Annotated in this window: 7 protein-coding genes; 5 read left to right on the top strand and 2 right to left on the bottom strand. The window is 72.8% G+C overall.

Annotation, left to right across the window (positions count from 1 at the left end; all coding sequences use genetic code 11):
* Positions 1-40: 40 nt before the first annotated feature.
* The 3 genes from ACZ6KF_RS09875 to ACZ6KF_RS09865 all read left to right on the top strand — a co-directional run bounded on the left by ACZ6KF_RS09875 (position 41) and on the right by ACZ6KF_RS09865 (position 4606).
* Entirely contained in the window at positions 41-1642 is a 1602-nt protein-coding gene (locus ACZ6KF_RS09875; RefSeq protein WP_469160002.1) for an amino acid adenylation domain-containing protein, read from the top strand.
* A 324-nt stretch (positions 1643-1966) separates the two neighbouring features.
* Positions 1967-3289, top strand: coding sequence for a KamA family radical SAM protein (locus tag ACZ6KF_RS09870; RefSeq protein ID WP_356633303.1), 1323 nt, complete (start codon positions 1967-1969; stop codon positions 3287-3289).
* A gap of 60 nt (positions 3290-3349) precedes the next feature.
* On the top strand, positions 3350-4606 hold the full coding sequence (locus ACZ6KF_RS09865) for a pyridoxal phosphate-dependent aminotransferase (protein ID WP_469237973.1): 1257 nt from the start codon (positions 3350-3352) through the stop codon (positions 4604-4606).
* Between the two features lie 148 nt (positions 4607-4754).
* Here the strand turns inward: ACZ6KF_RS09865 and ACZ6KF_RS09860 are convergent, their stop codons facing one another.
* Entirely contained in the window at positions 4755-5045 is a 291-nt protein-coding gene (locus tag ACZ6KF_RS09860) for an acyl carrier protein (protein ID WP_469237971.1), read from the bottom strand.
* Positions 5046-5121: 76 nt separating this feature from the next.
* Between ACZ6KF_RS09860 and ACZ6KF_RS09855 the strand changes: the two genes are divergently transcribed.
* Both ACZ6KF_RS09855 and ACZ6KF_RS09850 read left to right on the top strand, forming a co-directional pair.
* A complete protein-coding gene (locus ACZ6KF_RS09855; RefSeq protein ID WP_469237969.1) occupies positions 5122-6792 on the top strand; it encodes an AMP-binding protein in 1671 nt (556 codons plus the stop codon).
* A gap of 158 nt (positions 6793-6950) precedes the next feature.
* Complete coding sequence (locus tag ACZ6KF_RS09850) at positions 6951-8552, top strand: outer membrane protein assembly factor BamB family protein (RefSeq protein WP_469237967.1); 1602 nt, start codon at positions 6951-6953, stop codon at positions 8550-8552.
* Positions 8553-8619: 67 nt separating this feature from the next.
* On the opposite strand, the gene ACZ6KF_RS09845 is transcribed toward ACZ6KF_RS09850, so the two are convergent.
* Positions 8620-9573, bottom strand: coding sequence for an ACP S-malonyltransferase (locus ACZ6KF_RS09845; protein ID WP_469160007.1), 954 nt, complete (start codon positions 9571-9573; stop codon positions 8620-8622).
* Between the last annotated feature and the right edge of the window lie 9 nt (positions 9574-9582).

Here is a 9582-nt window from a genome sequence, read left to right as displayed (position 1 = left end):
GCGGACACAGCCACCGAGCAAGAGAGAGGGAGGGATTCCGGTGACCCCGAACAGAGCGGCCGCCGACGCCGAGCGCGGCGCGGCCCAGCGGATCCATGAATTCATGCTGGCCGAGGCCCGGTTCGCCCCCGACCGGCCGGCGATCCTCGACGACGCCACGGACGGCGCCCCGGTCCTGCTGACCTACCGCCGACTCGAACAGCGGACGCAGGACTACGCCCTCGCCCTGGACAAGCTCGGCCTCGACATTGGCGACCGGGTCGTCCTGGAGACGGACAACTCGGCGTCGGCCGTGGCCATGCTGCTGGCCTGCTCCTCACTGGGGCTGACCTTCATCCCGGTCGGCCCCGAGGTGCCGGCGCCGCGCCTGGCGTCGATCATCGAGGCCGCGGAGCCCGCACTGCACCTCCAGACCCGCGAAGGACGCCGCGACGGCATCCCGGAGCAGGTGGGCACCGCACGGTTCGGCCCGGACGGGGTGATCGTGGAGCGCCCGCCGCTGCCCCGCACCCGGCGCCGGCGCGAGGCGGTCGGCACCGACGCGGCGTACATCATCTTCACCTCCGGCACCACGGGCCGTCCCAAGGGCGTGGTGATGAGTCACCGCGGCGTCCTCTCCTTCTACCGGGGCATGCTCCAGCACGGCATCGTCGGCCCCGAGGACCGGGTGGCCACGACCTCGCCGCTGCAGTTCGACTTCTCGCTGCTGGACATCGGCCTCGCCCTCGGCAGCGGCGCCACCCTGCTCCCCGTGCCGCGCGAACTGCTCAACTGGCCGCGCCGACTGCTGCGGTTCCTCCGGGAAACCGGCGCCACCCAGGTCAACGGGGTGCCGTCCATCTGGCGTTCGGCGCTGCGGCACGAGAGCGAGGGGATCGGCGCGCTCGCCGACCAGGTGCGCGGGGTGCTGTTCTCCGGCGAGGCGTTCCCTCTTCCGGAGCTGCGCCGGCTGCAGTCGCTGCTGCCCCGGGCACGCGTCGTCAACTGCTTCGGGCCGACCGAGACCATGGCGTTCTCCCTGACCGACGTGCCGAACCCGCTCCCGCCCGACCAGGACCGGCTCTCCATCGGATACGCCTACCCCGGCGCCGAGATGCTGCTGATCGACGAGGACGGCAGTCCGGTCGACGCGGCCGGCGTGACGGGGGAGATCCATCTGCGCGGGCCGTCGCTGTTCACCGGCTACTGGGACGACCCGGAGGCGACCCGGCGGGCCCTGGTGCCCGACCCGCTCGACCCGCGCTCCGGGCAGGTGGTGTACCGCTCGCGGGACCTCGCCCAGTACGGCGAGAACGGCGAGCTGTACTTCGTCGGCCGGGCCGACCTCCAGGTCAAGATCCGCGGGAACCGGGTCGAACTCGGCGAGATCGAACGCCGCCTGCTGGAGTACCCCGGCGTCGCCGCCGCGGCCGCAGTGGCGCTGCCGAAGGAGGGGGACAGCCCCGAACTGGGCGCCTTCGTCGTGCCGGAACCCGGCGCGGACGCCCTCGACGGCAAGGCGCTCGGCGCGTTCTGCAAGCAGACGCTGCCCGCGTACATGGTCCCCCGGCAAGTGGAGTCGATCGGCGCCCTCCCGGTCACCGCCAACGGCAAGACCGACCGCCGGGCACTGACGGAGTGGGCGAGGGCCCGAACCCCGTAGGACCACGGTCACCGGCGAACGGCGAACGGCGAACGCCGAACGACTGGACGACCGGCGACCGGTGACAGACGACCAGCGACCGGCGACAGACGGCGACCGCCGACCCCGGGCGGCCGTCGGCCGCCGATCCCCGGCCCACGCCGACCGCCGGGCGCGCCCCAAGCTCCCCCCGCACCCCCGCTCCGGACCCCGCGTAAGGGTCCGGCTGGGGTTGCCTGGGGGGTACCGGGTACGGCGCCGTCACTACCGTCGGTCTCGCAATCAGCATGCTCCGGTCGACAGCAGACGGAGTCCTCGACGCACTCCACCGAGAGGAATGTCCGCATGTCCCTGCTGGCAGCCAATCTCCTCGAGACTCCGCGATTCCGTGCCCACGGGCCACGCCAGTGCGACGAGATCGCGGACCGCTACGGTCTGCCGGCCGAGGTCCGGGAAGCCGTGCGGCTGGTGTCGAAGGTCCTGCCCTTCCGCGTCAACGACTACGTCCTGCAGCACCTCGTCGACTGGGACCGCGTCCCCGACGACCCGATGTTCCGGCTCGTCTTCCCGCAGACGGGCATGCTCCCCGCCGAGGACGAGCGCCACCTCGCCGAACTGTCCGCGACCCCGGACACCAAGGCCGAACTCGCCGCGCTGGTCCAGCGGATCAGGGCCCGCCTCAATCCGCACCCCTCCGGGCAGAAGGAACTGAACGTCCCCACCCGGGACGGCGCCCAACTGCCCGGGATGCAGCACAAGTACCGCGAGACCGTGCTCTACTTCCCCGGCCAGGGCCAGACCTGCCACGCCTACTGCACCTACTGCTTCCGCTGGGCGCAGTTCGTCGGCGACGCCGAACTGCGCTTCGCCGCGCCCGACCCGCGGCTGCTCGTCGAGTACCTCGGCGAACGGCCCGAGGTCACCGACGTCCTGGTCACCGGCGGCGACCCGATGGTGATGTCGACCGAGCGGCTGCGCGGGCACCTGGAACCGCTGCTCGCCGTGGACACCGTGCGGACGATCCGGATCGGCACCAAGTCGCTGGCCTACTGGCCCCAGCGGTTCGTCACCGACCAGGACGCCGACGACGTGCTGCGGCTGTTCGAGCAGGTGGTCGCGTCCGGCCGCAACCTCGCCGTGATGGCGCACTTCAGTCACCCGCGGGAACTCGGCACGGACGTCGTCCGCCGGGCCCTGGCCCGGATCCGCGCCACCGGCGCCCTCGTCTACGGCCAGGCGCCGCTGATCGCCAGGATCAACGACGACGCCGAGACGTGGAGCGAGATGTGGCGGGCCGAACTCGCCGCCGGAGTGGTCCCGTACTACATGTTCGTCGAGCGGGACACCGGCCCCTACGACTACTTCAAGGTTCCCCTCGCCCGGGCCGCCCGGATCTTCCAGGACGCCTACCGCACCCTGCCCGGCCTCGCCCGCACCGTGCGCGGACCGGTCATGTCGGCCACCCCGGGCAAGGTCGTCGTCGACGGCGTCGAGGAGACCCCGCACGGACGCTACTTCCAGCTGCGGATGCTCCAGGCCCGCGACCCGGAGCTGGTCGGCCGCCCCTTCCGGGCGCACTACAGCGACAGCGCGGCCTGGCTCGACGAGCTGAAGTTCGACGAGAACGCCCCGGACGACCTCACCGCGGCCCACACCGGACTGGTCTGACCGAGCACCCCCCGAGGCCGGCTCCGATCCGGCCGTCGATCACGCTGAGAGGAGCCGGCCATGGCCGACGCCAAGGTCTCCCCCAATCTGGCGCTCAACCACATCGTGGACCAGCGCAGGGCGGAGGGCGAGTCCATCGTGCACCTCGGCTTCGGCGAGGCCCGGCTGCCCCCCTTCCGGCCGCTGACCGAGCGGCTCGCCCAGGGTGCGGGGCGCAACGCCTACGGCCCCGTCGCCGGCGGGCTCCCCGTGCGCGCGGCCGTCGCAAGCTACTTCGGCCGCCGCGGCCTGCCGACCGACCCCGACCAGGTGGTGGTCGCGCCGGGCAGCAAGCCGCTGCTGATGGCCCTGCAGCTCACCGCTCCCGGCGACCTGCTGCTGCCCCGGCCGGCCTGGAACACGTACGCCCCGCAGGCGCGGCTGGCGGGCAAGCGGGCCTTCGGCGTGCCGATCCCCGACGAATGCGGCGGAGTGCCCGAGCCCGGTGCGCTGCGCGAGACCGTCGCCGCCGCCCGCACCCTCGGGCACGACCCGCGCATCGTGGTGCTCACCCTGCCCGACAACCCCACCGGGACCCTCGCCCCGCCCGACCTGGTGCGCGCGGTGTGCGCGGTCGCGGAGGAGGAGGACCTGCTCGTCGTCTCCGACGAGATCTACCGCGACATCGTCCACGACCCCGCGCTGCCCGTGCTCAGCCCGGCCGAGGTGGCGCCCCGGCGGACGGTGGTGACGACGGGGCTGAGCAAGAGCCTCGCGCTGGGCGGCTGGCGCATCGGCGCGGCCCGCTTCCCCGAGGGCCCCTGGGGGACCCGGCTGCGGGAGGGCGTGGTCTCGGTGGCCAGCGAGGTCTGGTCCACCCTGGCGGGACCCATGCAGGCCGTCGCGGAGTACGCGTTCGCCGAGCCGCCCGAGGTGCGCGAGCGGCTCGCCGCGAGCGCCCGGCTGCACGGGGCGGTGGCCCGCGCGGTGCACGGCATCATGCTCTCGGCCGGGGCCAGGTGCCGCCCGCCGACGGGCGGGTTCTACGTCTACCCGGACTTTGAACCCGTGCGGCCCGTGCTCGCCGAGCACGGCGTGTGCGACTCGGCGTCGCTGTTCCAGTACCTGTTCGACACCTACGGCATCGCCGTCCTGGCCGGGCACCACCTGGGCGACTCCCCGCAGGCCCTGCGCTTCAAGGCCGCCACGAGCATGCTCTACGGCGACACGCAGGAGGAGCAGCAGCAGGCCCTGGACTCGGCCGACCCGGTGCGGCTGCCCCACGTCCGGAGCGTGCTCCAGCGGCTCGAGAAGAGTTTCACCGCATTGTGTTCGTAAACCGTCCGGCCATTGCATCGATCAGGTATCACGGATTTCCGCGGGGCGTGGCGGGGCCAGTCGTGGAGAGGGCGTTCGGAATGCCCGGAGAGCGGTGGCGCCGATTCGCCGCTCATTCGCTTCTCCGGGCCCTTCGCCCGAATTCCTTTCAGGTGGGCAGCTCCCTCATCCGGTCCAGGGTGTGGCGCAGCCTCCCCGGGCTCGCGAAGTTCTCCAGGCTCAGCGCGTCGTCCCTGAATCGCACGTCAAAGGTGCTCTCCAGGGCGGCGAGCAGCTCCACGACACCCATGGAGTCCAGGCCGAGGTCGCGCAGGGGGGCGTCCTCGGCAAGGGGTTCGTCGGCGGGCAGAAAAGGCAGGAAACGGCGCAGGAGAGCCTCGAACATCTCGTTCCGGCCGGAAGTGCCGCCGATGTTTTCGGTGATGATTTCTTCAGACATGCGGAAATGATGAAGCCGGTGTCCGGACATTGTCAACGGCGGGTATTTCCGGCCGAACGAACGGAAGGGAAACGGGATGGACGGGCCGGCGGACGTCGCGCTGCACGCTCGCTTTCTGCGCGGACTGGCCGCCTCGCCCCACGGCGTGGCGGTCCGCGTGGGTGAGGAGACGGTGACCTACGAACAGGCGCACACGACGGCGCTGTCGTGGGCGGGCGCGCTGCTCGCCGCGCCCGGCGGACCCCCCGCCGCGGTGGGTGTGCTCGCCGGGCGCGGGGTGCGGGCGTACGTCGGCATCCTGGCGTGCGTCTACGCCGGCGTGCCGGTGGCGCCGCTGCTGACCGACTTCCCGGCCGAGCGGACCGGGCGGATGCTGGAGGCCGCCGACGTGTCCGCGCTGATCGTGGACGAGGAAGGCGCCGCGCTCCTGCCCGGCCTGGCCCAACTGCCCGTCGGGAAGCGGGACCTGGCCGTACTCGCCCCGGAACCGCCGGCCGGGACGGCCGTACTCGGCGCGATGCGCGAATCACGGACGGCCGTGCCCGCCGCGGAACCGGTGACCGGCCTGCCGGCCGGCTTCCACCGGCTGGAGCCGAAGCCGCACGAGGCCCTGGCCGGGCCGCGGCCCGTGCCGGCCGACCGGGTCGCCTATGTGCTGTTCACCTCGGGATCCACCGGCCGCCCCAAGGGCGTGCGGCTCACCCACGGCAACCTCGCCCACTACTTCGGCCTCATGGACGCCTGGTACGACTTCACCGCCGCGGACGTCTTCTCCCAGGCCGCCAACCTCAACTGGGACTCGGCCGTCTCCGACCTGTGGTGCGCCTGGGCCGTCGGGGCGCCGCTGGTGTCGGTCCCGCCGCACGCCTACCGCGACCTGCCCGCCTTCGTCGCGCGGCACGGGATCACCGTCTGGTTCTCCGCGCCGAGCGTCATCGCGCTCGCCCGCCGCACCGGTGGACTGGCCCCCGCCGCAATGCCGTCGCTGCGGTGGACCTTCTTCGGCGGGGAGGCCCTGCAGTGCCGCGACGCGGACGACTGGCAGCGCGCCGCCCCCGGCTCCGCCGTCATCAACGTCTACGGGCCGACCGAGACGACCATCACCACCCACCGGCACCGCTGGTCGCCCGAGTCGTCGCCCGCGCTCGGCGTGAACGGAGTGGTGCCCCTCGGCCGCCTCCACGACGGCCACGAGGAACTGCTCCTGGACGAGGACGGCGAGCCCGCCGGGACCGAGGGCGAGCTGTGGCTGTCCGGACCGCAGGTGTGCGCGGGCTATCTCGACCCCGCCGACGGCGAGGGCAGGTACCTGCGCCGGGACTCCCGGCTCTGGTACCGCACCGGAGACCGGGTGCGCCGCACCGGGGGCGGCGAACTGGTCTACCTCGGCCGGGTCGACGCCCAGGTGCAGGTGCAGGGCCACCGGGTGGAACTCGCCGAGGTCGAACACGCCCTGCGCGGCTGCCCCACCGTGCAGGACGCGGTCGTCGTCGGGGTGCCGGTGGACCACAGCACCGAACTCTTCGTGTTCTACCTGGGACAGCACACCTCCCCCCGGGAACTGGCCGGCGGACTCGCCCGGACGCTGCCGCAGCAGATGATCCCGAGGCACTACCACCGCCTCGAGGAGTGGCCGCTGAACACCAACAAGAAGACCGACCGGCTGCGGCTCACCGCACTGGCCGCCGAACTGCTCGGACGGCACGGCCCCTCGGCGGGCGCGCCACGACGGCAGCAGCCCCGGTAGGGGGCCGTAGGGGCTGTCCCGGGCCACCGGCGCCGCTACTTTCCGGCCAGGACGATCTTCGCCGATCGTGTCGCCCTGCCGGCGCCGACCGAGGGGCCTCGCCCGCGCCGCACCGGGCGACGGCAGTCGAACAACCACCGACCGAAGGGATCGATGCAGTGCATCACCTTCTCCGCAGACACACCCGCCGCGTCCGCCGGCTGGTGCTGTCGTCCCTGCTGGTGCTGACCGCCGCCGTCCTGCCCGGCGTGCAGCCGGCCGGCGCCACCGGCACCGCGCCGAGCTGGCCGATGGCCGGACACGACGTGGCCAACACCCGCTCCAATCCACTGGAGTACAAGGTCAACACGACCAACGCGAGCAAGCTCGCGGTCAAGTGGACCTACACCACGCACGGGGACGTGTCCGCCACCGCCGCCGTCGTGGGCGGCGCCGCCTACTTCCCCGACTGGGGCGGTCACCTGCACAAGGTCGACGCGCGCACCGGCAGGAGAATCTGGTCCCGTCCGGTGTCCGACTACACCGGCGACGCCGGCTCGGTCTCCCGCTCCAGCCCGGCCGTCGTCGGCGACACCGTCTACATCGGCGACTACTCCCAGGCCGTCCTGATGGCCGTCAGCGCCACCACCGGCAACCTGCGCTGGAAGACCCGCCTGGACAGCCACCCCTTCGCCGTGCTCACCCAGTCGCCGATCGTCCACAACGGCGTGATCTACCAGGGCGTCTCCTCGCGGGAGTCCGAACTCGCCGCGGCCGACCCCGCCTACCCCTGCTGCACCTTCCGCGGCAGCGCCAACGCCGTCGACGCGAGGACCGGGCGCGTGCTGTGGACCCGCCACACCGTGCCGGACAACGGCGGCCGGGCGGGCGGCTACAGCGGCGCGGCCGTCTGGGGCACCCCGGCGATCGACGCCGCACGGCGCACCGTCTACTTCACCACCGGCAACAACTACCAGGTCCCGCAGAGCGTCGGCGACTGCCAGAACGCCGGCGGCAGCCCGGCCGAGTGCATGGACCCCGACAACCACGTCGACTCGGTGCTCGCCCTCGACATGGGCACCGGCAGCGTCAAGTGGGCCAGCGGACGGGCACGGTTCGACGCCTGGAACGTCGGCTGCCTGCCCGGCTTCCCGCCCAACAACTGCCCGGCCCACGTCGGACCCGACTACGACTTCGGCGACGGCGCACACCTGTTCACCGTCAAGAACGCCGACGGTTCGAGCCGCCCGGTCGTCGGAGCCGGCCAGAAGAGCGGCGAGTACTGGCTGCTCGACGCCCTCACCGGCGAGGTCGTGTGGAGCGCGGCGACCGGCCCGGGCGGCAAGGTCGGCGGCATCCTCTGGGGCACCGCCACCGACGGCAAGCGCGTCTACCTCGCCCAGGGCAACTTCGGCCGCGAGCCCTACCGGCTGCCCGACGGGACCACCACCACCGGCAGTTCCTTCGCCGCGCTCGACGCCCGCACCGGAAGGATCGCCTGGCAGATCGCCGACCCGTCACCCGGCTACGCCTGGGCCCCGGTCACCGTCGCGGGCGGCGTGCTCTACGCCGCCTCCACCAGCGGCCGGATGTACGGCATCGACGCCGCGACCGGCCGCATCCTGTTCGACTTCCTCGGCCCGTACTCCTCCATCGCCGGCCCGGCGGTGGTCGACGGCACCGTCTACTGGGGCAATGGCTACGTGAAGTTCGCCTACGCCGGCACCACCGGCTCCACCACGACCGGAACGTTCTACGCCTTCTCCGTGAACGGCGAGTAGGCGCACCGCACCATGCGCGGGGCCGGCGTCACCCGACGCCGGCCCCTTTCGCGCCGTCCCGGCGCGGTCAGCGGGCCGCCGGCATGCTCCTGCGGGCCGGCTGCAGGGCCGCCCTCGGGGTGAACGGCACCACCTCGAAGGCGCGCGTGGTGCAGCCCACGCGCGTGAACATGGCGTCCTGCCCGGCCACGTACAGCCGGCCCACGCCCGCATCCCGCAGCGAGGCGACCACGTCGGGCCAGCGCACCGGCCGGACGAAGCCGTCGAGCAGCATCGTCCGCACCCCGGCGCCGGTGGTCAGCACCGTGCCGTCCTGGTCGGCGACGACCGGCAGCACCGGATCGGCGAACGACAGCCCGGCGAAGATCTCCCGCTCCACCCGGTCACGGAGCCCGCCGAAGACGTGCGAGTGCATCGGCGGCTTCATCGTGTACAGGGACAGGCCGCCCACCGAGCGCACCCGCTGCTGGAACGGCTCCAGCGACTTCTCCGACAGCGTCACCATGAAGAAGTCGTCGTCCACGTGGCAGGACACGTCGTGCCATTCGCCGCGGTCCGTGAGCTCGGCCAGCATCTCGTCCAGCCGCTCCCGCGGCACGCGCACGAACGAGTGCGTGACCAGGTCCGGATGCTCCCGCGCGAAGTACTCGTCCATGCAGTCCGCCAGACGGGCCGTCGTCCGCACCGCGTCCGGGAAGCTCAGCACGCCCGCGTGGACGGCCGCCGCCCGGCCGCCGAAGCTCGGCCCGACCACGTACTGCGGCTCGATCCCGTGCCGTTCCCCGGCCCACCGGGCCAGGGCCAGGCAGTTCACCACGAAGGCGATCTGCGCGTACGGCGAGTAGTCGCCCTCGGCCTGCTCGTAACGGTCGGCCAGCGAGTGGCCGAGCACCTCGTCGGCCTCGGCCACCAGCTTGCGGGCGTGGGGGTTGACCAGCATGAACCGGGCCACGTCCGCGAAGGAGGACGGCCCCATGCCGGGGAAGACGATGGCGGCGCCGGGCCGGGGTCGGGTATCCATGGGTACGAC

This window comes from Streptomyces sp. NPDC046379 (genome assembly GCF_055587785.1).
The sequence above is the reverse complement of the archived record's forward strand: the minus strand, read 5'-3'. Positions and strand labels throughout refer to the sequence as shown.